Origin of the sequence: Herbidospora cretacea (assembly GCF_001570605.1) — a bacterium.
Classification (GTDB): domain Bacteria; phylum Actinomycetota; class Actinomycetes; order Streptosporangiales; family Streptosporangiaceae; genus Herbidospora; species Herbidospora cretacea.
This window is the reverse complement of record NZ_BBXG01000009.1, coordinates 143217-164507: the sequence shown is the minus strand read 5'-3', so window position 1 is coordinate 164507 and position 21291 is coordinate 143217. Positions and strand designations below refer to the sequence as shown.

Annotated in this window: 24 protein-coding genes; 15 read left to right on the top strand and 9 right to left on the bottom strand. The window is 70.7% G+C overall.

Going from position 1 to position 21291, the window contains the following annotated elements:
• The first annotated feature begins 1 nt into the window (after window position 1).
• The 5 genes from kdpA (at window position 2) to AW270_RS19865 (ending at window position 8488) form a co-directional block, all read left to right on the top strand.
• The gene (gene kdpA, locus AW270_RS19885; protein ID WP_061296505.1) at window positions 2-1648 is read left to right on the top strand and encodes a potassium-transporting ATPase subunit KdpA; all 1647 of its coding nucleotides are present in this window, start codon (window positions 2-4) and stop codon (window positions 1646-1648) included.
• Entirely contained in the window at window positions 1648-3669 is a 2022-nt protein-coding gene (kdpB, locus tag AW270_RS19880; protein WP_061296503.1) for a potassium-transporting ATPase subunit KdpB, read from the top strand. Before kdpA ends, kdpB begins: the two co-directional genes overlap by 1 nt.
• Window positions 3669-4451 (top strand): potassium-transporting ATPase subunit C, encoded by a 783-nt coding sequence (locus AW270_RS19875; protein ID WP_061296500.1) that lies wholly within the window; start codon window positions 3669-3671, stop codon window positions 4449-4451. The genes kdpB and AW270_RS19875 overlap by 1 nt, the downstream gene beginning before the upstream one ends.
• 4 nt (window positions 4452-4455) lie before the next feature.
• A complete protein-coding gene (locus AW270_RS19870; protein WP_061296497.1) occupies window positions 4456-6936 on the top strand; it encodes a DUF4118 domain-containing protein in 2481 nt (826 codons plus the stop codon).
• A 133-nt stretch (window positions 6937-7069) separates the two neighbouring features.
• Complete coding sequence (locus AW270_RS19865; protein ID WP_061296495.1) at window positions 7070-8488, top strand: hypothetical protein; 1419 nt, start codon at window positions 7070-7072, stop codon at window positions 8486-8488.
• A 25-nt stretch (window positions 8489-8513) separates the two neighbouring features.
• Here AW270_RS19865 and AW270_RS19860 read toward each other — a convergent pair whose 3' ends face one another.
• The 3 genes from AW270_RS19860 to AW270_RS19850 form a co-directional block, all read right to left on the bottom strand.
• Window positions 8514-8942, bottom strand: coding sequence for a hypothetical protein (locus AW270_RS19860; RefSeq protein ID WP_061296492.1), 429 nt, complete (start codon window positions 8940-8942; stop codon window positions 8514-8516).
• Between the two features lie 103 nt (window positions 8943-9045).
• Window positions 9046-9933: an LLM class flavin-dependent oxidoreductase gene (locus AW270_RS19855; RefSeq protein ID WP_061296490.1), complete on the bottom strand. Its 888-nt coding sequence runs from the start codon at window positions 9931-9933 to the stop codon at window positions 9046-9048.
• Window positions 9930-11999, bottom strand: a complete 2070-nt coding sequence (locus tag AW270_RS19850; protein ID WP_061296488.1) for an LLM class flavin-dependent oxidoreductase — start codon at window positions 11997-11999, stop codon at window positions 9930-9932. The genes AW270_RS19855 and AW270_RS19850 overlap by 4 nt, the downstream gene beginning before the upstream one ends.
• Before the next feature lie 70 nt (window positions 12000-12069).
• Here AW270_RS19850 and AW270_RS19845 point away from each other — a divergent pair, with 70 nt between their 5' ends.
• Entirely contained in the window at window positions 12070-12525 is a 456-nt protein-coding gene (locus AW270_RS19845) for a MarR family winged helix-turn-helix transcriptional regulator (RefSeq protein WP_061296486.1), read from the top strand.
• 65 nt (window positions 12526-12590) lie between these two features.
• Window positions 12591-13529 carry a WD40 repeat domain-containing protein gene (locus AW270_RS19840; protein WP_061296483.1) on the top strand — a complete coding sequence of 313 codons (939 nt, stop codon included), beginning with the start codon at window positions 12591-12593 and terminating at the stop codon, window positions 13527-13529.
• Here AW270_RS19840 and AW270_RS19835 read toward each other — a convergent pair.
• Entirely contained in the window at window positions 13526-13987 is a 462-nt protein-coding gene (locus AW270_RS19835) for a hypothetical protein (protein ID WP_061296481.1), read from the bottom strand. The two genes, AW270_RS19840 and AW270_RS19835, sit on opposite strands and share 4 nt — an antisense overlap.
• Window positions 13988-14087: 100 nt before the next feature.
• Here AW270_RS19835 and AW270_RS19830 point away from each other — a divergent pair, with 100 nt between their 5' ends.
• The gene (locus AW270_RS19830) at window positions 14088-14438 is read left to right on the top strand and encodes a hypothetical protein (protein WP_061296479.1); all 351 of its coding nucleotides are present in this window, start codon (window positions 14088-14090) and stop codon (window positions 14436-14438) included.
• Window positions 14439-14520: 82 nt separating this feature from the next.
• Here AW270_RS19830 and AW270_RS19825 read toward each other — a convergent pair whose 3' ends face one another.
• The 3 genes from AW270_RS19825 to AW270_RS19815 all read right to left on the bottom strand — a co-directional run bounded on the left by AW270_RS19825 (window position 14521) and on the right by AW270_RS19815 (window position 15509).
• A complete protein-coding gene (locus tag AW270_RS19825; protein ID WP_061296477.1) occupies window positions 14521-14886 on the bottom strand; it encodes a hypothetical protein in 366 nt (121 codons plus the stop codon).
• 74 nt (window positions 14887-14960) lie between these two features.
• The gene (locus AW270_RS19820) at window positions 14961-15209 is read right to left on the bottom strand and encodes a DUF4235 domain-containing protein (protein ID WP_245674778.1); all 249 of its coding nucleotides are present in this window, start codon (window positions 15207-15209) and stop codon (window positions 14961-14963) included.
• 57 nt (window positions 15210-15266) lie between these two features.
• The gene (locus AW270_RS19815) at window positions 15267-15509 is read right to left on the bottom strand and encodes a DUF2188 domain-containing protein (protein WP_061296472.1); all 243 of its coding nucleotides are present in this window, start codon (window positions 15507-15509) and stop codon (window positions 15267-15269) included.
• A 131-nt stretch (window positions 15510-15640) separates the two neighbouring features.
• Between AW270_RS19815 and AW270_RS19810 the strand changes: the two genes are divergently transcribed.
• The 5 genes from AW270_RS19810 to AW270_RS19790 all read left to right on the top strand — a co-directional run bounded on the left by AW270_RS19810 (window position 15641) and on the right by AW270_RS19790 (window position 19676).
• Window positions 15641-15889: an HGxxPAAW family protein gene (locus tag AW270_RS19810; RefSeq protein ID WP_061296470.1), complete on the top strand. Its 249-nt coding sequence runs from the start codon at window positions 15641-15643 to the stop codon at window positions 15887-15889.
• A 120-nt stretch (window positions 15890-16009) separates the two neighbouring features.
• Entirely contained in the window at window positions 16010-16426 is a 417-nt protein-coding gene (locus AW270_RS19805; protein WP_157522277.1) for a hypothetical protein, read from the top strand.
• On the top strand, window positions 16423-17646 hold the full coding sequence (locus AW270_RS19800; protein ID WP_061296465.1) for an NRAMP family divalent metal transporter: 1224 nt from the start codon (window positions 16423-16425) through the stop codon (window positions 17644-17646). The genes AW270_RS19805 and AW270_RS19800 overlap by 4 nt, the downstream gene beginning before the upstream one ends.
• Window positions 17643-18398, top strand: coding sequence for a hypothetical protein (locus AW270_RS38900; protein ID WP_061296462.1), 756 nt, complete (start codon window positions 17643-17645; stop codon window positions 18396-18398). The genes AW270_RS19800 and AW270_RS38900 overlap by 4 nt, the downstream gene beginning before the upstream one ends.
• A 45-nt stretch (window positions 18399-18443) precedes the next feature.
• Entirely contained in the window at window positions 18444-19676 is a 1233-nt protein-coding gene (locus AW270_RS19790; RefSeq protein WP_218009288.1) for a PP2C family protein-serine/threonine phosphatase, read from the top strand.
• A gap of 7 nt (window positions 19677-19683) precedes the next feature.
• Here AW270_RS19790 and AW270_RS19785 read toward each other — a convergent pair whose 3' ends face one another.
• Together AW270_RS19785 and AW270_RS19780 are read right to left on the bottom strand one after the other, a co-directional pair.
• Window positions 19684-20001 carry a DUF3140 domain-containing protein gene (locus tag AW270_RS19785; protein WP_061296458.1) on the bottom strand — a complete coding sequence of 106 codons (318 nt, stop codon included), beginning with the start codon at window positions 19999-20001 and terminating at the stop codon, window positions 19684-19686.
• A complete protein-coding gene (locus AW270_RS19780; protein ID WP_061296456.1) occupies window positions 19988-20206 on the bottom strand; it encodes a hypervirulence associated TUDOR domain-containing protein in 219 nt (72 codons plus the stop codon). Before AW270_RS19780 ends, AW270_RS19785 begins: the two co-directional genes overlap by 14 nt.
• A 120-nt stretch (window positions 20207-20326) precedes the next feature.
• On the opposite strand from AW270_RS19780, the gene AW270_RS19775 reads away from it, so the two are divergent.
• On the top strand, window positions 20327-20722 hold the full coding sequence (locus AW270_RS19775; protein WP_061296809.1) for a ChaB family protein: 396 nt from the start codon (window positions 20327-20329) through the stop codon (window positions 20720-20722).
• Window positions 20723-20734: 12 nt separating this feature from the next.
• A complete protein-coding gene (locus AW270_RS19770; protein ID WP_061296454.1) occupies window positions 20735-21289 on the top strand; it encodes a hemerythrin domain-containing protein in 555 nt (184 codons plus the stop codon).
• The last annotated feature ends 2 nt before the right edge of the window (window positions 21290-21291 follow it).

The window sequence follows — 21291 nt, the reverse complement described above, 5'->3', positions numbered from 1 at the left end:
CATGGGCTGGACCTTCATCCTGTCGCTGGTCGTCGCCCTGGCCGTGGTCTACAAGCCCCTCGGCGACTTCATGCACCGCGTCTACACCGGCGGCAGGCACAACGCGGTCGAGCGGGTGACCTACCGCCTGCTGGGCGTCCGGCCCGACACCGAGCAGCGCTGGAGCGCCTACGCGCGGAGCCTGCTCGCGTTCTCGGTCGTCTCGATCCTCTTCGTGTACGCCCTCCAGCGCCTCCAGGACAAGCTCTGGCTGTCGCTGGGGTTCCCCCCGGTGACCGACCACATCGCCTGGAACACCGCCATCAGCTTCGTGACCAACACGAACTGGCAGGCGTACTCGGGTGAGAACACGATGAGCCATCTCACCCAGATGGCCGCGCTGGCCGTGCAGAACTTCGTGTCGGCGGCGGTCGGCATGGCGGTGGCCATCGCGCTGGTGCGCGGGTTCGCCCGCCGGGGCAGCGACACGATCGGCAACTTCTGGGTCGACCTGGTGCGCGGCTCGCTGCGCGTCCTGCTGCCCATCGCCTTCGTCGGCGCGCTGGTCCTGGTGGCGGGCGGGGTGGTGCAGAACTTCGCCGGCCCCCACGACATCACCACGCTGACCGGCAACGTCCAGCACGTCACCGGCGGGCCGGTGGCCAGCCAGGAGGTCATCAAGGAACTGGGCACCAACGGGGGCGGTTTCTACAACACGAACTCCGCGCACCCGTACGAGAACCCGAGCGCCTGGACCAACTGGTTCGAGATCTTCCTGATCCTGCTCATCCCGATCGCCCTCACCCGGACCTTCGGCCGGATGGTCGGCCAGCTCCGCCAGGGCTACGCGATCCTCGCCGTGATGGGCGTCATCGCGATCGCCAGCGTCGTGCTGACCAACGTGTTCGAGCTGGCCGGGGACGCGACCGTCCCGCAGGCCGTGGGCGCGGCGATGGAGGGCAAGGACGTCAGGTTCGGGGTGGCCAACTCGGCCACGTTCGCGGCGGCGACCACGCTGACCTCGACCGGCGCGGTCAACTCCTTCCACGACTCGTTCACGCCGTTCGGCGGCATGATGACGCTGTTCAACATGATGCTCGGCGAGGTCGCGCCCGGCGGAGTGGGCGCGGGCCTCTACGGCATGCTGATCCTGGCCGTCATCACCGTGTTCGTGGCGGGCCTGATGGTCGGCCGCACGCCCGAGTACCTCGGCAAGAAGATCGGCTCCCGCGAGATCAAGCTCGCCTCCCTGTACTTCCTGGTCACGCCAGCGCTGGTCCTGATCGGCACGGCGGTCGCGATGGGCAACGAAGCGGGTCTCGCGGCGATGCTCAACTCGGGCCCGCACGGCTTCTCCGAGATCCTGTACGCCTTCACCAGCGCCTCCAACAACAACGGATCCGCCTTCGGCGGCGTCACGGTCAACACGCCCTGGTACGACGTGGCGCTCGGCCTGTGCATGGCGCTGGGCCGGTTCCTGCCGATCATCTTCGTGCTCGCCCTGGCGGGTTCGCTGGCCCGGCAGACGCCGGTGCCGGAGTCGGCGGGCACCCTGCCCACCCACCGGCCGCAGTTCGTCGGCCTGGTCGTCGGCGTGACGATCGTCCTGGTCGCCCTGACCTTCCTCCCCGCGCTCGCGCTGGGCCCCATCGCAGAAGGACTGTTCTGATGGCCGCGTTCGATCCCCAGCAGATGATCACATCGCTGCCAGACGCGTTCAAGAAGCTCAACCCCGTCACGCTGTGGCGCAACCCGGTCATGCTGATCGTCGAGGTCGGCGCGGTGTTCACCACCGTCCTCGCCGTCCTGGAACCGAACTTCTTCGCCTGGGCGATCGTGGTCTGGCTCTGGCTGACCGTGATCTTCGCCAACCTGGCCGAGGCGGTCGCGGAAGGCCGGGGCAAGGCCCAGGCGGCGACGCTGCGCGCCACCAAGCGCGACACGACTGCTGTGCTCACCAACGGCCAGGTCGTCTCGGCGACCGAGCTGAAGCAGGGCGACGAGGTCGTGGTCGTGGCCGGGGAGATCATTCCCGGTGACGGCGACGTCGTCGAGGGCATCGCCTCGGTCGACGAGTCGGCCATCACCGGCGAGTCGGCCCCGGTCATCCGGGAGTCGGGCGGCGACCGCAGCGCGGTCACCGGCGGCACGAAGGTGCTCTCCGACCGGATCGTCGTCAGGATCACCCAGAAGCCCGGCGAGAGCTTCATCGACCGGATGATCGCCCTGGTCGAGGGCGCGAACCGGCAGAAGACCCCCAACGAGATCGCGCTGAACATCCTGCTGGCGGCGCTGACGATCATCTTCCTGATCGCCACGGTCACCATGCAGCCGATGGCCATCTACGCCAAGGGCGCCAACCCCGGCCTGCCCGACTCGCTCGCCCTGACCGGCGACGGCGTCAGCGGCATCGTGCTCGTCTCGCTGCTGGTCTGCCTCATCCCGACCACAATCGGCGCCCTGCTGTCGGCCATCGGCATCGCCGGGATGGACCGGCTCGTGCAGCGCAACGTCCTGGCGATGTCGGGCCGCGCGGTCGAGGCGGCGGGCGACGTGTCGACCCTGCTGCTCGACAAGACCGGCACCATCACGCTGGGCAACCGGCAGGCGGCCGAGTTCGTGCCCGTCGCCGGGGTGGCCGAGTCGGAGCTGGCCGAGGCCGCCCAGCTCTCCTCGCTGGCCGACGAGACGCCCGAGGGCCGCTCGATCGTCGTCTTCGCCAAGGAGCACCACGGCCTGCGCGAACGCGAGGTCCGCGACGCCGAATGGGTGCCGTTCACCGCGCAGACCCGCATGTCGGGCGTGAACTTCGGCGGCCGGGAGATCCGCAAGGGCGCGGCGACGGCGGTCATGAAGTGGGTCCGCGACAACGGCGGCCACCCGACCGGCCAGGTCGGCGCCATCGTGGACGCCATCTCCGGCAGCGGCGGCACCCCCCTGGTGGTGGCCGAGAAGGACCGGGTCCTCGGCGTCGTCCACCTCAAGGACGTGGTCAAGGCCGGCATGCGGGAACGCTTCGACGAGATGCGCCGCATGGGCATCCGGACCGTCATGATCACCGGCGACAACCCGCTGACGGCCAAGGCCATCGCCGACGAGGCGGGCGTCGACGACTTCCTCGCCGAGGCCACGCCGGAGGACAAGCTCGCCCTGATCAAGCGCGAGCAGGAGGGCGGCCGGCTGGTCGCCATGACCGGCGACGGCACCAACGACGCCCCCGCGCTCGCCCAGTCGGACGTCGGCGTCGCCATGAACACCGGCACGTCGGCGGCCAAAGAGGCCGGGAACATGGTCGACCTCGACTCCAACCCGACCAAGCTCATCGAGATCGTCGAGATCGGCAAGCAGCTCCTCATCACGAGGGGCGCCCTGACGACGTTCTCCATCGCCAACGACATCGCCAAGTACTTCGCCATCATCCCGGCGATGTTCGCGGCGGTCTATCCGGGCCTCGACGCGCTCAACGTCATGCGCCTGAGCTCGCCGCAGTCGGCGATCCTCTCGGCGGTCGTCTTCAACGCGATCATCATCGTGGCGCTGATCCCGCTGGCGCTGCGGGGCGTGAAATACCGGCCGTCCAGCGCCTCGAAACTGCTCAGCCGCAACCTCCTCGTGTACGGCCTGGGCGGCATCGTGGCCCCCTTCGTCGGCATCAAACTGATCGACCTTCTGATCATGGGAATCGTGTGATGGAACGTCTACCGAGTTGGATCAGGCAACACCTGGCGGCCCTCCGCGCCGTCCTCGTGCTGACCGCAGTGCTGGGCGTGGCCTATCCCTTGGCGACCACCGGCGTGGCCCAGGCACTGTTCGACGAGAACCCCGGCCTGATCGGCCAGAGTTTCACCGACGCCGACGGGAACCCGGTCGCCAAGTACTTCCAGTCCCGCCCGTCGGCGGCCGGTTACGACATGCTCGCGACGGCGGCCAGCAACCTCGGCCCGGAGGACGTCGTCGACACTCCCGATCGAACGAGTCTGCTGACCCAGGTCTGCGCGCGGTCGGTGGCGGTCGGCCGGTTGGAGAGTGTCAGCGGCGCCCGGCCCTACTGCACCTCCGACGGCGTCGGCGCGGTGCTGAAGGTCTTCCCCGCCCTCGGAAAGCCGACCCGGGCGGTCAGCGTCAACCAGGCCTGTCCCGCGCGGCCGTTCGTCGCGACCTACCAGGGCGTCGCCGTCGAGTGCGGCAAGCCGGGTGAGGACTACGCGGCCGGGCGCACCGTCCCGATCAGGGGTGGCGCGACGGCGGTCGTACCGGCGGACGCGGTGACGGCGAGCGGCTCGGGGCTCGACCCGCACATCTCGGTCGCCTACGCCGAACTCCAGGCGCCACGGGTGGCCAGGGAGCGCGGTCTCCCCGTCGACCAGGTCAACACGCTCATCGAGCAGCACACGACCGGCCGCCCGCTCGGGTTCATGGGCGAGCCAGGGGTGAACGTGCTGGAACTGAACACGGCCCTCGACAAGGGGTGAGGACGTGCCGCGCGGCCGACTGAGGGTGTACCTGGGCGCGGCGCCCGGGGTCGGCAAGACCTTCGCGATGCTCGGCGAGGGCCGCAGGGCGAAGGAGCGCGGCCGCGACGTGGTCGTGGGTCTCGTGGAGACCCACGGCCGCGCCCAGACCGCCGCCCTCCTGGACGACCTGGAGATCCTCCCCCGCAAGGTCATGGAGTACCGGGGCGGCGAGTTCACCGAGCTCGACGTGGACGCGGTGCTGGCCCGCGCACCCCGGGTGGTGCTGGTCGACGAGCTGGCCCACACGAACGTGCCGGGCTCCCGCCACGCCAAGCGCTGGCAGGACGTCGAGGACATCCTGGACGCCGGCATCCACGTGATCACCACGGTCAACGTCCAGCACCTGGAGTCGCTGAACGACGTCGTCCACGAGATCACCGGCGTCCCCCAGCTGGAGACCGTGCCCGACGAGATGGTCCGCCAGGCCGACCAGATCGAACTGGTCGACATGTCGCCCGACGCGCTGCGGCGCAGGATGGCCCACGGCAACATCTACGCGCCCGAGAAGGTCGACGCGGCGCTGTCGAACTACTTCCGCGTCGGCAACCTGACGGCGCTGCGCGAGCTGGCGCTGCTGTGGGTGGCGGGCAAGGTCGACGAACAGCTCGACCGCTACCGCTACGAGCACGGGATCCGCAGCACGTGGGAGGCCAGGGAACGGGTGGTCGTGGCCCTCACGGGCGGCCCGGAGGGCGACACCCTGATCAGGCGCGCGGCCAGGATCGCCGACCGCAGCAAGGGCGCCGACCTGCTCGCCCTGCACGTCGTCAACGCCGACGGCCTGACCGGCGGCGACCCGGCGAACCTGGCCGGGCAGCGGACCCTCGTCGAGTCCCTCGGCGGGACGTACCACCAGGTGGTCGGCGACGACATCCCCAAAGCGCTGCTGGACTTCGCCAGTGGCGTGAACGCCACCCAGCTGGTGCTGGGCGCGTCGAGGCGCGGCCGGTTCGCCCAGATCCTCTCCCGGGGCGTGGGGGTGGAGACGACCGCGCAGTCGGGCTCGATCGACGTCCACATGATCACCCACGCGGAGGCGAAGCAGGGCCGCGCCCGCCGTCAGCGCTCCGGCGCCGCCCTGGCCCGGCACCGCCGGATCACCGGCTGGACCATGGCGCTGGCGGGCATGCCCGCGCTGGCCGGGGTGCTCCTGCCGTTCCGCGCGGAGCTCTCGCTGCCGAGCGAGATCCTGTTCTTCCTGATGCTGACCGTCGGCGTCGCCCTGGTGGGCGGCACCTGGCCCGCCATCACCGCCGCCGTGGGCGGCTCCCTCCTGCTCAACTACTTCTTCACCCCTCCCCTGCACGAGTTCACGATCAGCGACCCCGAGAACCTGTTCGCCCTGGTGGTCTTCGTGGTGGTCGCGGCGGCCGTGGCCGCGATAGTGGACCTGGCGGCCCGGCGGACCCGGCAGGCGGCCCAGGCCAGCGCGAACGCCGAGATCCTGTCGGCCCTGGCCGGCCACGTGCTGCGCGGCGAGTCGGCCCTGCCGTCGCTGCTGGCGAGACTCCGGGAGACCTTCGGCCTGACGTCCGTGACCCTGCTGGAGCGGGCCGCCGAGGCGAAGACCTGGAACATCGTCGCCACGACGGGCGGCCCGCCCTGCGTGTCCCCCTCGACCGGCGACACCGACGTGATCATCCACGACGACCTGGTCCTGGCGGCCCGGGGCGCGCTCCTCAACGCCTCCGACCGCCGCGTCCTGGAGGCCTTCGCAGCCGAGATCGCGGTGGCGCTGCGCCAGCAGCGCCTGGCCGAGGCGGCGGAGAAGGCGAAACCGCTGGCCGCCGCCGACAAGATGCGCACCGCCCTGCTGGCCGCCGTCAGCCACGACCTGCGCACCCCGCTCGCCTCGGCGATGGCGGCGGTCGAGTCGCTCCGCAGCGAGGAGATCACCTGGTCCCCCGAGGACCGGCGCGAACTCCTGGCCACCGCCGACGAGTCCCTCGTGAAACTCGACCGCCTGGTGGCCAACCTGCTCGACATGAGCCGCCTGCAGGCGGGCGTCCTCGGGGTGACGCCGCAGCCCCTGGCCGTGGAGGAGATCGTCCCCCGGGCGATGGACGACCTCGGCGTCCACGTGGAGACGGCCATCCCCGCCGACCTGCCGGAGATCGTCGCCGACGCGGCTCTGCTGGAGCGGGTGCTGGTCAACCTGATCGCCAACGCCGTCCGCTACAGCCCCACGGTCCTGGTCACCGCGAGCGAACACGGCGACCAGGTGGAGATCCGCGTGATCGACCGAGGCCCCGGCCTGCCGCCCGACGCCCACGACCGCGTCTTCCAGCCCTTCCAGCGCCTCGGCGACCGCGACAACCACACGGGCGTCGGCCTCGGCCTGGCCCTGTCGAGAGGCCTCACCGAGGCGATGGGCGGCACCCTCACGCCGGAGGACACCCCGGGCGGCGGCCTCACCATGGTCGTCCTGCTGCCCGTCCGATGAACTGATCGCCCGCGAGCGGGAGCATCGATGGTTACACGATCCGATCCCAGGACGATCACGAGGTCTCGGCTTCCGGCGGTTCGTCGGCTTCCCTGAAGGAGTGCGACGAACCTGGCCTCCCGCGAGTGCCCGTTTGAGCCGTGCTTCGTGGATCGGCCATCCCCTGACCGTGCTGGCCCTGGTCGTGCTCGTCGTCAACGACCACCTGCTGAAGTACACCTGGCCGGGGTTCGTCACCGGCAAGCTCAGCGACGTCGCCGGGCTCGTCCTCCTGCCGCCCCTGCTCGGCCTCGTCGTCGGTCGGCCGCTTCCGGCGATCGCGATCACCGGGATCGGGTTCACCCTGGTCAAGGCCTCGGAGGGCGGCGCGTGGCTGGCGTCGGAGGCGTGGTCGCTGGCCTGGGGGCCGTCCCTGATCCGCGCCGACCTCACCGACCTGCTGGCCCTGCCCGCCCTGTACGCCGCGTGGCACGCCGCCAGGCACCCGATCCCGGCCGGGCGGACCGCCGCCATCCTGCTCACCCCGGCCGCCGTGCTCGCGATCACGGCGACCAGCCCGGAGATCCCCTGGGTGCCGCCCATCGCCTTCGCCACCGAGGTGCGCGACGGAGGGATCGTCGTCCATCTCGCCCAGAACGACGGCGTCAGCCCGTCCCACTCTTACCTGACTCACGACGGGGTCACCTGGGAGGAGTGGAAAGGCGCGGTCGTGGGCCTCCCGACGTCCTCGTCCTGCGCGGACGGCCGGTGCTTCCGCGTCGTCCCCGGACGGCTGAAGGTCGAGGAGTCGGTGGCGGGCGGGGCCTGGACGACGGCGTGGGAGGTCTCCCCCCGAGTGCACGACCGGCTCTTCAGGGCCTATCCGCCCGACCGGCCCGAGGACGTCCAGCCGGTCGAGTCGCTCAGCGTCTCGGCGGTCCCCGGCCTGGTCGTGGTCGCCAACGGGGCCGACGGGGTCGCGGTCGGCAGCGCCACCGGGACCTGGCGCCGGGTCGGCATCGACGACTACGAACTCGACGCGGCCGCGACGGTGTCGGTCGAGGCGCCCGGCCTCTACAGCGCCCTGCTTCCCAACAACGCCCTGCTCATCGCCATCGTCGCCGGACTGCTCGCGCTCGGTACGGGGGTGCGCAGACTCGGGTTCGCCGCCGGTGTCGCGGTCGGCTGCGCGGGCGCCTGGTACTGGCTGGCTCCCCGGAGCGAGTTCAACGACCTCCTGTTCGACGGCCACGGCATGCTGTGGCCGCATCCGCTGATCCTGGCGCCCCTGTTCCTCCTGCCGCTGACGGCCCTCGGGCTGATGGTGTTCTTCGCCATCATGGCCCGGCCTCCGGTGTGGCTCTGGCCGTTCGGCCTCGTCACGACCGGGCTGGTCTGGCTGGTGATCATGGCCCCGTTCGAGGCCTGGAGCGCCGACCTGATCCCCACCTACGACCAGGCCTCGGTCGTGGCGGTCGTGCTGGCCACCGTCGTCGGAAGCTCGGCGGCCGTGGTCACGGCGCGGTACGCGACACCGCGACCCCGTTCACTCGGTTTCTGGCCCTACCCCTGAGGGGCCACCACTGCTGGAGGCGTCGTCAGGGCAGGTGGCCGCAGTCAGGTTCGCCGACGTAGACGTTGACCCCCCACTTGCCGGAGACCTCGTTGGTCTTCACGTAGTAGAGCTTGTAGTCGGGGGTGCGCATGCGGGCCTCGACGTAGATCTCGTCGCCCAGCGGGTCCTCGTTGAGGAGCTGGGAGTCGATCACCCGGGTCCACAGGTTCGACACGGCCTTGCAGACCTTCTGGGTGTCGTCGCCGTCCGGCCAGTCGGCGCCCTTGATGGTGACGTAGTCCAGGACGTCGCCGGGCGCTCGGCCGGTGCACTGGACAGTGATGGTGGTGTCGTGTTCGGTGTCCTTCGGGGTGATGCTCAGGGTGCACTTGGCCGTGGCCGCCGCCTCCACGGGCGGCGTCAGGACCAGGCACAGGGCCAGCGCGGCCAGCAGGCCGATGGTGCGTCTCATAGCGGAACTCCATGAATGTCGTGACAGTCCCTCCATGGGAGCAACCGGCGGCGTGGGATGCCCAGCGCCACTGGCCCGGCGGAACGCCGCGGGAGCGGCCCGGTCAGGGGCGGACCAGTTCGCGGACCGCCGGGGCGACCTCGTGGGCGAACGTCTCCGTCTTGGCGAGGTCGTCGGACATCAGCAGGAAGCCGCTGACGCCGTGGTCGGCGGTCAGACCGGCGAGCTGCTCCGCCCACTGCTTCGGCGGGCCCTGAAGGAAACCCCGGTTCGTGGCGGCGAACTCGCCGCCGATGTTGAGCAGGCGGCGGACCGCGCGCGGGTCCCGTCCGGCGGCGAGGGCGGCCTCGTCGATGTGCCGGTTCATCTCGGTCAAGTCGGCGGGGCCGCCGGGCAGGTAAGCCAGCGACGGCAGCCATCCGTCCCCGGCCCGGCCCGTGAGTGCCAGCATCTTCGGCTTGTACGCCCCCACCCAGATCCCCACGTCATGAGCCGGGGCGGGACCGCGCTTGGCCCCCTTCACCGGGTAGTAGACGCCGTCGGAGCGGACGCCGCCCCGCGCGGAGACGTCCCAGATCTGGCGGATGACGCCGATGGCCTCCTCCAAGGCCTCGATGGCCTGGCCGGGGGTGAGCCGCCGGCCGCCCATCGCCTCGACGGCGTCCCAGAACGCGCCGGCCCCGATGCCGAGTTCGATCCGGCCGCCGCTGAGCTGGTCGAGACCGGCCACGCTGCGCGCCAGCACCGCGGGCTGCCGCAGCGGCAGGTTGGTCACGTTGGCGCTGAGGCGGATCCGCGAGGTCTGCGCCGCGATGTAGGACATCAGCGTCCACGTGTCGTGGAAGCGCGGCTGGTAGGGGTGGTCCTGGAAGGTGACCAGGTCGAGCCCGGCCCGTTCGGCGGCCTGCGCGTGCTCGACGGCGTGCCGCACCGGCTGGACGGCCGGGGTGACGAAGGTGCCGAAGAGCAGGTCGTGTCCGTAGTCGCTCATTTCGCGTCCCTGATGTTGAAGTTGTCGCGGAAGACGTTCGCCGGGTCGTAGTGGCGTTTCAGGTCCCGCAGCCGGGCGAGGGTGGCGGGCGGGAAGGCGTCGGCGAGCTTGCCGAGGCCGGTCTCGAAGCTGAGGTAGAGGCCGTCGAAGTGCTCGCGGTTGGTCTCCCAGATCCGGTCCAGCCGCTTGTCGTCGATCCCCATCGCGGTGACCTGGAAAACGGCGTCGCGGTGGGCGTAGGCCGTCGCGCCTGCGGGGACGTCGGCGACCGCGCCGCCCACGGAGCGGATCTGGAAGAAGAACACCGCGCCGCTGGCCAGCATGTCCGCCGCCGCCTGGGCGAACGCCGGGGTGATCTCCCGGACGAAGGCCGACCGCGCGACCGGCTCGCCCTGCCCGTGGTGGTCGCCGTCCGGCGCGCTGGCCATGACGTCGGCGTAGGCCGTGACGACGACCTGCTGCTGGTAGAGCCCGGAGACGCCGGCGAACGGCTGGAGCTGCTCGATGATCACGTCGGGGTCGGCGGAGTCGACCATGGCCATGATCTGCGCGACGGCGGGCTGCCCCCGCCGGGGCGGCCCCATGATCAGGAAGGCCGTGGTGTCGCGGGGCGTCCGCGCGGCCACCTCGCCGAAGCGCCGCAGGAAGCCCGCCTGGTCGGAGGCGTCCAGCACGAGCTGGGCCCAGCCGACGTCGGTGACCTCGTCGGCCTCGAACTCGAAGGAGGTCACGATGCCGAAGTTGGCTCCGGCGCCGCGTACCGCCCAGAAGAGGTCGGGGTTCTCGGTGTCGTCGGCCCGGACCAGCGAGCCGTCGGCCAGGACGATCTCCACCGCGCGCAGCTTGTCGATGGTGAGCCCGTGCTTGCGGGACAGGAAGCCGATGCCGCCCGCGGTGGCGAGTCCGCCGACGCCCACGCCGCCGTAGTCGCCGGAGCCGATCGCCCACCCGTGGGGGCGCAACGCGGCGGCGACCTCCTTCCAGCGGGCGCCCGGCCCGATCCGCACCCGGCGCGTGGCCTCGTCGAGGACCTCAATGGCGTTGAGGTGGCGCAGGTCGATGACGATCCCGCCGTCGTTGGTGGACCGGCCGCTGACGCCGTGGCCGCCGCTGCGCACCCCGAGCGGCAGCGTGGGATGGCGGCGGGCGAAGGCGAGGGCGTCCACCACCTGGGCGGGGTCGCGCGGGAACAGCAGCAGCCCGGGAGCGCCGCCGCGCAGGTAGTTCGACCGGACGCGGGGGTAGGCCGGGTCGCCCGGTTCGATGGCGTCGGCGGCCAGCGACTCGGGCACGCCGTCGTAGTCGATGCCGCCGCGCCGCCGGGCCAGCGCCGAGGCGGGCCGGACGGGCCGGTCGGACAGCCCGGCGGGGGCGGCGGCGCGCAGCGCGGGGACGGTCTCACGCGCGAACCTCTCCAGGGCCGCCGCGTCGTCGGTGCGCACGACGACCGTGCTGACCCCGTCGTCGAGCACGCTCGCCGGGACCTCGCCGGTGACCACGAGGACGCGGCGGATCTCCCGGGGATCCCGCCCGGCCGCCACCGCGGCCTCGTCCACGATCTTGTTCCCGACCCGCACGCACTCCGCCCGCTCCGGATCGAAGGACGCCACCCAGCCGTCGGCCTTCCGCCCGGCCACCTCCAGCACGGCGAGATCGTCGCCCGCGACCCAGATCGGCACGGCGTGCGCCGGCGCGGGCCCGGTCTCGGCGGCCGACAGCCGATGGTGCACGCCCTCGTAGTCGGCCCTGGGAGCCGAGGGGTCCCAGATCGCCCGGATGACGTCGACGGCTTCCGCCAGGCCGGCCGCCTCGCCCGACGTGCCGAGGACGAGGGCCACCCGGCCGCCGGTCAGCAGGTCGAGCCCGGCGGCCGACCGCCCGATCACCGCCGCGTTCCGCTCGGTGACGTCGAGCACGCCGCCGGCCAGCTGGATCCGGCCGGTGCGCCCGGCGAGGAAGGACAGCGAGGTCCACTCGGGGACCATCGCCAGGTCGTAGCCGAGCTCCTCGATCAGTTCGGTCCGGTCGGTGAGGGCGCCGAACCGGAGCGCGTGGCCATAGTGCATGGGGGACTCCCTAGGTTGATACGTCAACCAATATACAGCCAAGGTTGACGTATCAACTAACCTTGACGATATGGCCGACCTCACAGACCGCCAGGCCGCCGCCTGGACCAGCTACCAGCGCATGCGCGTCCGGCTCAGCGGCGTCCTCGGCCGCGAACTCGCCCACGCCACCGGCCTGTCGGAGGCCGACTTCGACGTCCTGGTCGCCGTGCACGAACGCCCCGACGACACCGTCCGCGCGCTCTCGCTGCGCTGCGGCCTCGAATGGGAGAAGAGCCGCCTGTCCCATCAGCTCCGCCGCATGGAGCAGCGCGGCCTGATCACCCGGGAGACCTGCGAGGAGGACAGCAGGGGCTCCGTCGTCCGGCTGACCGAGCGGGGCCGCGAGCTCGCCTGCGAGGCGAAGAGGCACTACGACGACGCGGTCCGCCGTTACGTCATGGACTCCCTGACGCCCGAGCAGGTCGCCGCGCTCGCCGAGATCGCCGACACCCTTCTCGACCGTATTCAGGTCACCCACAAGTGAGGTGAACCAGCCGCCTGGTCTTCGCATCCAACGGTGTGACGGGGAACACAACCAGGGGGTCAACCATGAAGATCAGGATTCTGGTCGCGCTGGCGGCGACGACGGCCGCCGTGCTCGGCGCACCGGGAACCGCGCAGGCCACGCCGCACCACGGCGACGGCGTCCGCTACGCCTCGGCGAAGGCGTGCAAGGTGAAGAAGGCCGTCTTCCCGTGCGGGAACTGGCGGCTGGTCACCCACCACGGCGAGATCGTCCAGCTCAAGGACGCGCAGGTCGACGCGCTCGACCACAAGCGCAAGCCGGTCGGCTTCGCCACCGCGCCGATCGCGATCAGCGGCAACGGCCAGAAGATCGCCTACTTCCACCGCAACGGCCGGCTCGCCGTCCGCACGTTCGGGGGCGGCGTCGTCCTGCTGCCGGCGAACGCGCTGCCCAGGAACCCGATTCAGTACAACGTCTGGCTCAGCCTCTCCGACGACGGCGGCGAGCTCGCGGTGGGCCACACCCGGACGGCGATCTACGACACCGCCACCGGGAAGCGTCTCGGCCTGCTGCCCGCCAAGCGCGACTACCTCGGCTTCAGCGGCGACGGCGAGGAGGTCCTGACCACCTCGGAAGACGGCTTCCGCGTGTACGACCGCTCGGCCCGCCTCCTGCGCCAGGGCGCCGGGGCCGACGCCATCGCCGAGTGGGGCCAGCACGCCCTCCACGCCGACGGCCGGACCCTGGCCACCCTGAAGTCCGACCGCGAGATCATCGTCTCCGACGTGGAGACCGGCCAGGTCGACGGCCGCACGCCGATCAAGCTCCCCAAGGGCGGCACCGTCGAGATGCTCGACTGGACCGGCCCCCACCAGGTCACCCTGCACGTGTCGCAGAACCTGGCCAAGGTCCCGACCCGGATGACCGTCTTCCAGCACGACACGAAGACCGGCGCGACGAAGGTCCGCGACCGGTACGACATCCTGAAGGACACCTACACCTACGCCGCCTGCGGCGGTTAGCGGACGGGCTTGGCCCGGCCGAGCTGCCTGATCGTCGCCGGATCGGACCCCTCCGGCAGGTCGGCGGCCGTCAACGCCTTGGTGCCCTTGGCGACCCGGATGTTGCCCGCGCAGCTCCCGGTCGTCAGGCGGCCGTCCGACTTGTAGGTGAAGACGAGATACCGGGCGCCGCGCGCGAACGTCACGCCGCACGCGGCGCTGTGGGTGCTGGTGCCGACCTTGACGACGGCCTTCGGCCTGCCCTTGTACGAGTGGTCGGCCCGGAAGGTGTAGACGTGTCGCCCGGTGACGCTCTCGGCGGGCCGGTAGCCGGTGACCCGCCCGGTGAAGACGACGGCCGAGTTCGCCACCCGCTCCTTGACCGAGGGCAGGCCGCACTTGCAGGCGTAGGCGGGCAGGGAGGAGAAGACGAGGGTCCCCGCGGCCAGCGCGAGGACGACGAGGATGCGACGCAACATGCCCCTGAAACGGAAGTGACGATCAATCGGTTCGGCCCACGTTTGGCGGTCCCGTCACGGGTAGCGGCCCTGTCAGCAGCAGCCAATGAAAGGGGCCAATATGTCTGAGCCGTGGAGCTACCAGGAGGGCGTCGTGTCCGGCGCCGGGGTCAGCGTGATCGGGTTCGACGTGGAAGCCGTCGACGGCAAGATCGGCGAGGTCGACGAGCAGAGTGACGCCGTGGGCGACGCCTACATCGTCGTCGACACGGGCTTCTGGATCTTCGGCAAGAAGGTCATCATGCCCGCGAGCACGATCACCGAGATCGACCCGCAGCAGCGCAAGGTCTTCCTCGCCCGCACGAAGGAAGAGATCAAGAACGCGCCCGAGTTCAACCAGGACACCTACAAGGACCCGACGTACCGGGAGCAGGTCGGCAACTACTACACCGGCTACAACCAGCTTCCGTAACGCGGAAACGGCCCGCATCAGGCGTCCGGTGACAGGGGTCGCCCCGAACGCCTGATGCGGGCCTTCGCATGTCACCCACATGTCACCGTTGCCAGGGAGCGGTCTCGCCCATCTTCTCGTAGTACTTCGCGAGGTGGGACTTGACCCGGTCGACCTCGTCGTCCGGGATCTTCACGCCGCCGCGGGCGCCCTGCATGACGCCGCCTGCGGCCATGACGGCGCGCGGCACGGCCTTGAGCTTCCCGTCGATCACGTCGGCGATCAGGAGCTTGTAGCTGCCGAAGTTCCCGGGGGCGTCGCCGTCGTACCAGACGTGGGCGTCGCGGTAGGCGGCGTCGGGTTCGTCCTCCGCCCCGGCCCAGTCGCGGACGCGCTTGTCGGCGGCGCTGCCGTCCCATTCCCGCGAACGGTCGGCGAGGGGCAGGTCCTTGAATCGTGTCACGGTCATACCGATCCACTTCCCGGCACGGAGGGGGCAAACGGTCACTCGTCCGTGCCGGTGAGGTAGATAGACGTCCGGGATCAGTCCTTGACCCATTCGCCGGTCGAGCGGTGGTAGGCCTGCACACCCGCCCGGTCGATGGCCGCCTTCACCGTCGCGAAGATCGCGCCCTGGATCGCGGCGGCCACCAGGACCTCGGTCCAGCCGTAGTCGGGTGAGCTGGCCTGGGGTGCCTCGTCCTCGCCGGACGCCAGTTTCCAGACCTGCTTGAAGATCATTCCGGCCACCGCGCCGCCGATCATTCCGCTGAGCGCACTCGCGCCTCTCACCGTTAATTTGTTCATACCGGCACGTGCTACCCGAGGCGCCCAGCGGTAGTCGGGTGATCAGCCGGCGGGCGGGTGGGGGTCGTTGCCGGGCGCGATCGTGCGCTGGTCGCGCACCTTGCCGTCGGTGCCGTGGATGCGCAGTTCGCCACCGCCGTCGGCGGTGAGGATCTCGGTCGCCCGCCTGATCGCCTCGTCCTGTGTGGGGAACAAGGCGCTGGCCCGGCTGCCGCCCGGCTTGGTGACGGCCCACTGTCCGTCCTCGTGTCGCACCACGTCGCGTGAGTTGGCCTGTCCTGCCATCGCTACTCCTCCCAATCGGGTGCTCCAGCCGCTACCCCGAATCGGCCGCGTTCCACGCGGCGACGCGTGCGCGGTCGGCGCCTTCTCGGGGAAGGAGCCCTGAGACACGACATCGGCAGGAGTGAATCCCCATGGACCCCCAGCGCGAGCCCCGGGAGAAGCAGCGTCACGGTCACGGCCGTCCACGCTCGTGGATCTACGTCAGCGTGTTCCTGATCGTCTTCACCCTGGGCGGGATCGGCCTCGTCATCGGCTCGATGCTCATGTTCTGGATCTGTCTCGGGCTGCTGGTCGTGCTGCTCCCCGTGGGCCGGCTGATCGGCGTCATGGAGGACACCGTCTCGGCCCCGACCGACCCCCAGGAACCCGGCCACGGTTAGCAGCCCCTGGCAGGGGCAGTCGGGGCACGTGATGGACGAGGGCCTGGTGCTGCTGGGCGCCTGGGGCCAGTACGCCGTGCTGCTGGGCGTGCTGGCGTACTTCCTGCTGCGGGTCCGGCCATGAGACGGACGCTGATGGTCTCCCTGCTGCTCGTGGCGGGGTGCGCGTCCCCGGCGTGGACCGACTCCGGCTACCACCAGCAGGTCGTGACCACCGCCGAGGCCGCCGCGTCGTCGGTCGACCTGGTGCGGCTCGTGGTCGAGAACGAGGCGCGGCTGACCAGGCCGTACTTGCAGACGGTCCTGACGGAGGCCGTCACGGCGCTGGGCAGCGTGGACTCGCAGTTCTCCGCCGTCCAGCCCCCGACGCGGGCGGCGGTGTCGGCGCGCGCGGAGCTCACCGCGCTGACCGGCGAGGCCGCCGACCAGGTGCAGACGCTGCTCAACGAGGTCCGGCTCGGCGGTGTCGAGAACCCCGCACAGGCGGCCGGCGACCTGCGCGAACTGAGCGACGAGCTGAGAGCGGCGGCCGAGTGAAGAAGTTCTTCGCCGTCACGCTCGGCATCCTCACCGCCATCGGCGGGTTCGTCGACATCGGCGACCTGGTCGCCAACGCGCTGGTCGGCTCGCGGTTCGGGATGTCGCTGGCGTGGGTGGTGGTGGTCGGGGTCGTCGGGATCTGCCTGTTCGCCGAGATGGCGGGCCGGGTGGCGGCCGTGTCCGGCCGGCCCGTTTTCGATCTCGTACGCGAACGGCTCGGCCCCCGCGCCGGCCTGCTCAACCTGGGGGCGTCCTTCGGGATCAACCTGCTGACCCTGGCCGCCGAGATCGGCGGCGCCGCCCTGGCCCTGGAGCTGGCGACCGGCATCGACTACCTGCTCTGGGTGCCCGGCGTCGGGCTGGTGGCCTGGCTGGTGATGTGGCGGGTCAAGTTCGAGACGATGGAGCGCGTCTTCGGCCTGGCCGGGCTGGCGCTGGTGGTCTTCCTGGTCGCCTTCTTCGCCCTGGGCCCGGACTGGGGGGAGCTGTCCCACCAGCTCGTCCACAACCCCTCCGACGACGGCGCGGCCGCCTACTGGTTCTATGCCATCGCCCTGCTCGGCGCGGCGATGACGCCCTACGAGGTGTTCTTCTTCTCCTCGGGCGGCGTCGAGGAGCGCTGGACCCGGCGCGACCTGAACGTCATGCGGGCCAACGTGTTCGTCGGGTTCCCGCTCGGCGGGCTGCTGTCGATCGCCATCGCCGGATGCGCCGCCACGGTGTTTCTGCCGAGGATGATCGAGGTCGACAGCCTCGGCCAGATGGTGCTCCCGGCCGGCCTCGCCTTCGGCCAGATCGGGCTGGCCCTGGTCATCTTCGGCGTCTTCGCCGCCACGTTCGGCGCGACGCTGGAGACGGCGCTGTCGTCGGGCTACTCGATCAGCCAGTATTTCGGCTGGCAGTGGGGCAAGTACGTGCGCCCCCGCGAGGCCGCGCGGTTCCACGCGGTGCTGCTGGTCTCCACCATGGTGGCCATCGCGCTGATCCTCACCACGATCAACCCGATCACCGTCACCGAATATTCGCTGGTGTTCTCGGCGGCGGCGCTGCCGCTCACCTACCTGCCGGTGCTGATGATCGCCAACGACCCCGACTACATGGGCGAGAAGGTCAACGGGCGCTTCTCCAACACCCTCGGGACGGCGTACATGATCCTGCTCCTGGTGGTCGCCGTGGCGGCGGTCCCGCTGATGCTCCTCACCAAGGCCGGCCGGTGAAGGCCCGGGTCCTGCACGCCCACCTGCACCTGCTCGACCGCCAGGTGGTCCGCGGCGACGGCCGGTTGCTGTGCAAGGTCGACGACCTGGAGATCGACGACGGCTACGTGACCGCGATCCTGTCGGGCCCGCTGGCCCTCGGCCCGCGTGTCGGCGGGGTGATCGGCCGGGTGATGACCGGCGTGACCCGGCTGTTCCGCATGGAGGAGCACCCCGCGCCACAGCGGATCCCGATGGGCTCGGTGGCCGAGATCGGCAGCGCGATCAAGGTCGGCGACCTGCCCGAGGCCTCGCTGGAGCGCTGGGTCCGCGACCACGTGATCGACCGCCTCCCCGGCAGCGGCGGCGGCGAGCCGGACACCCCCGATCCGCGGCCGGTCAGGCTCACCGAGATCCCCGACCGCGAGCGGCTGAGCTCCCTCGTCGCCCGGAGGGTGGTCGACGTCGTCGGCGAGCCGGTCGGGCAGGTGGCCGACGTGCAGCTCACCCAGGACGGCCCGCTCCTGGCCGACAACGGGCAGGCGCTGCGGCTGAGCGGCCTCATCGTCGTGCCCCGGCACACCGGCCAGCTCTTCGGCTACGAACGCGGCCCAGGCGGCAGCAGCCCGGCCCTCGTCAGGGCGGTGATCCGGCGGCTCCACCGGGGCAGCGTGTTCGTCGCGTGGGACCAGATCGCCACCCTGGGCGACCCCGTCGAGCTGGCCGTCCCGGCCGCCCGGCTGCTGCCCCTGCACGAGCTCCTCCAACGGTGAGGGTTCCGTTTCCGCTGATCAGGGACCGGGTAGGCCCGAGACATCATGTCTCCTGGCGGCACCGAGCGCATGCTGGTCGGCCTGGTCGAGAGCAGTCATCTGCGCACCGTCGACGACCTGCCGGCGCTTCTGGCCGCCCACACTCCGCAGGCCGGTTTCACCCAGGTCCTCGTCTACCTGTGCGACCTCCAGCAGCAGGTCCTGCGGCTGCTGCGGGGCCCGTGGACCGAGGGCGAACCGGCGGAGCTGTCGGTCGACAAAAGCCTCGCGGGCCTGGCCTTCCAGCAGATCCGCACTCTCGCGCAGACCGGCGACGAGGGCCGGCCCGGCTCCTGGTGGGTGCCGATCCTCAACGGCACCAGCCGCCTCGGCGTGCTGCGGGTCCAGACCGGCGAGGCCACCCTCGACCACACCACCGCCCGCCATCTGTCGTCCATGGTCGCCCTGCTGCTGACCAGCATGCGTACCTGCAGCGACACCTGGGCCCGGACCGTCCGCACCCGCGAGATGAACGTCGCCGCCGAGATGCAGTGGCGGCTCATCCCGCCGCTGACCTTCGCCAACGACCGCGCGACGGTCTCGGCGGTGCTCGAACCGGCCTACGAGGTGGGCGGCGACGCCTTCGACTACGCCATCGCGGGCGACGTCCTGCACGTCTCGGTGTTCGACGCGATGGGACACGACGTCTCGGCCGGGCTGACCGCCAACCTGGCGATGGCGGCCTGCCGCAACAACCGCCGCCAGGACTACTCGCTGGCCCGCAACAGCGAGGACATCGAAGCGGTCCTGATCGCCGAGTTCGGCCGCGCCCAGCGGTTCGTCACGGCGATCATGGGCGACCTCGACCTGCGCACGGGCGTGTTCACCTGGGTCAACCGGGGCCACCCGCCGCCGATCCTGATCCGGGGCGGGCGCTGGATCACCACCCTGGAGTGCCTGCCGGCCCATCCGATGGGCCTCGACCTGGGGCTCTCGGTCGCGACCTGCCGTGAACAGCTCGAACCCGGCGACCGGCTGATCCTCTACACCGACGGCATCACCGAGATCCGCGACGCGTCGAACCGGGAGTTCGGCGTCCACCGCTTCGTCGACTTCGTGATGCGCTACAACGCCAGCGGCCTGCCGGTCCCCGAGATCCTGCGGCGGCTGATCGATGCCGTGCTGACCTATCACAAGGGCGTGCTGCGCGACGACGCCACCGTCATGCTGGTGGAGTGGCGGGGCCCCGACGTCGACGTGGAGCTCCGGACGGCCGACTGGCCGGTGCCCCGCGCCTGACCGGCCGCTACTTCTGCGGGTCGTGTCCCCAGTTCATCAGCGAGAACCGCCAGGGCGTCCCGCTGACGTCGCCTTCGGGGCGCTGGGCCAGGTGGCGGTGCACATAGCCGGTCACCTTGCGCATGTGCGCCCGGTCGTCGTCGGTGAGCTCGCCCTTGCGCTTGCGCAGGATCGCGACGATCTTGCGCCCCGACTCGTGGCCGGTCGACTCCCCGCCCCGCGACTTCTGGCCGACCCGGCGTGACTCGTCGCTGCCGAGCCACTTCTCCAGCTCACCGGCCGTCATGTTGACGGCCTCGTCGAAGTCGTGGTCACCCGTCGTCATCGAGCGCCTCCGGCTTGTGGACGGCCGTCCGGCCGCTCTTGTCGCTCCGGACCCGGTACTGGGGCTCCTCCGGGGAGGCGTCGACCTCCCGCCCGGAGTCCTCGGTCCGCTTCGTGATCTTCTTCTCGACCTTTCCGTGGACGGTCTGACCATGGCTCTTCCAGGTGACCTTGTCACCTTTGGATGGTTCGTCCTTTTTGGTCATAGTGCCTGGGGTACCCCTTCCGCTCTACCGGACACCGGCGCCGGAGACCACGTTTCGAGAGGTGGCGGCGGGTAGGAGCCGAACACAGGCTCATTCAGCACCAGAGGAGAGGTGACGATCATGCCGGCTCGTCAGGAGCTCCCGGGAACCCTGAAGCGCTCCCCCAAGAAGGCCCAGGAGACGTGGATCAAGGCCCACGACTCGGCGGTCGAGCAGTACGGCGAGGGCGAACGGGCCCACCGGACGGCGAACTCCGCGCTCAAGCACTCCTTCGAGAAGGTCGGCGACCACTGGGAGCCGAAGGCCGAGAAGGGCCCCTCCGACGCGCAGGCCGCCAAGAGCACCCCGAAGGCCGGCAAGACCGCCGAGGGCGTCGACGCCAACGCCTCCAAGCAGCACCTCTACGACCTCGCCAAGCGCCTGGACGTCCCCGGAAGATCCTCCATGAGCAAGGCCGAACTGGTGGAGGCCATCAAGAAGGCCAACCGCCGCGCGTCGGCCAAGGCCCGGTCCTGAGAAGGGAATCACATGCCGCAGAACGTCATCGACCTGATCATGGCTGACCACCGTGACGTCGAGATGATCTTCGAGAAGCTGAAGAAGGAGCAGGAGAACCGCCCGGCCCTGGTCGCCGAGCTGGCGGCGAAGTTCGTCGCGCACGCCCGCGCCGAGGAGACCAAGGTCTACCCCGAGCTCGCCAAGGCCGCGCCCAGCGAACGCGGCGAGGTCCACCACGGCGTCGAGGAGCACCACGAGGCCGAGGAACTGCTGGCCACCCTGATGGCCGCCGACCCCGACCGCCCCGAGTTCCTGACCGCGCTGGAGCAGATGGTCAAGGCGGTGACGCACCACGTCGAGGAGGAGGAGAGCGACATCCTCCCCGCCATGGCCAAGGCGATCCCCGCCGACAAGCTGGTCACGATGGGCCGCGTCTTCAGCCAGGCCAAGGCCGAGGAGCTGGCCAAGCCCCCGAAGCCGAAGGGCCGCACCAAGGAGGAACTGGTCGAGCAGGCCAAGGAGAAGGGCGTCGAGGGCTACAGCTCGATGACCAAGGAAGAGCTGCTCGCCGCCCTCGGCGGCTGAAC